Here is a 1,028-nt window from a genome sequence, read left to right as displayed (position 1 = left end):
GCCCATTTCTGGAAACTCGCCCCATCCTAAGTTGGAGTTGGTGTACAAAAAGCAACTCTGGGCACGGGCTATGGAAGCGCGGCATTGGCTGGCCCTGATGGGATCCCTGGTGGTCAGTGCCTTCTGGGGATGGGTGGAGTCTGTCTGGGGGGTGACAGTGCGAGTGCAATTGGCCGATACCACTGCCCCTCTGGTGGTGGGAGTTTCTCTCCCTGCCCAACTGATCAACGGTCGGGGAGAGGTGCTGGCAGATCTGCCCCCTATGCAGGGGTTTTTGGCTCAGCCCGGCCCTCGAGGGGTGCGTCTGCATGGGGTGGTTGACCCGGTGCTGTTCATCGAACCTCAGGAGGGTGGCCTGGTGGCAGTGAATGGCCGCTGGTACTCCGGCAAGGTGCTCTTGACTGGCTACAACATGGTGATGGCCATCAACTACGTGGATCTAGAAGACTATGTGGCCAGTGTGGTGGATGCAGAAATGGGATCCCGGTTCTTCCCAGAAGCCCTGAAGGCGCAAGCGGTGGCAGCCCGCAGCTACGTTCTTTACCATCGCAATTCCCGCGGTTGGTTTGATGTGTTTAGCGATACTCGCTCCCAGGTGTACCGAGGGCTTTCCCAGCGGTCGGCAGCCGCCCTGGAAGCAACACAAGCCACCCGTGGTGTGGTCATGGTGTATGGGGGTCAGTTTGTCAATGCCATGTACAGCGCCAGCAGCGGCGGCCAAACCGTCGGGGTGAGTGGGATCCCTTATTTGATGAGCTTACCGGATGTCAGCCCCTATCCCAAGTTTGGGCATGGCATTGGCATGAGCCAGTGGGGCGCCCAAGAACTGGCCCGCCGAGGCTGGACTTACCGCCAAATTTTGGCCTACTACTACCGAGGGGTCAGCTTTGCTCGTTTGCCAGAGTGAGACCTTCAGTGCCCTGATTTGCTCTGTCTGATACATTTACGCTGAACATTGCTGAACATCACTGTTCAACTATGCAGCGATAGCATTCTGTTTGTTTCCAAACAGAATGGCGGTATCCCGC

At 57.6% G+C, this 1,028-nt stretch carries 1 protein-coding gene; it reads left to right on the top strand.

What is annotated here, in order from left to right; genetic code table 11:
• Window positions 1-907, top strand: a 907-nt coding sequence (locus tag NW837_RS14035; protein WP_414332214.1) for a SpoIID/LytB domain-containing protein, incomplete at its 5' end; no start/stop codon positions are given.
• Window positions 908-1,028 lie beyond the last annotated feature (121 nt).

It is taken from the genome of Synechococcus sp. R6-10, from assembly GCF_047461815.1.
GTDB lineage: Bacteria > Cyanobacteriota > Cyanobacteriia > Thermostichales > Thermostichaceae > Thermostichus.
The sequence above is the reverse complement of the archived record's forward strand: the minus strand, read 5'-3'. Positions and strand labels throughout refer to the sequence as shown.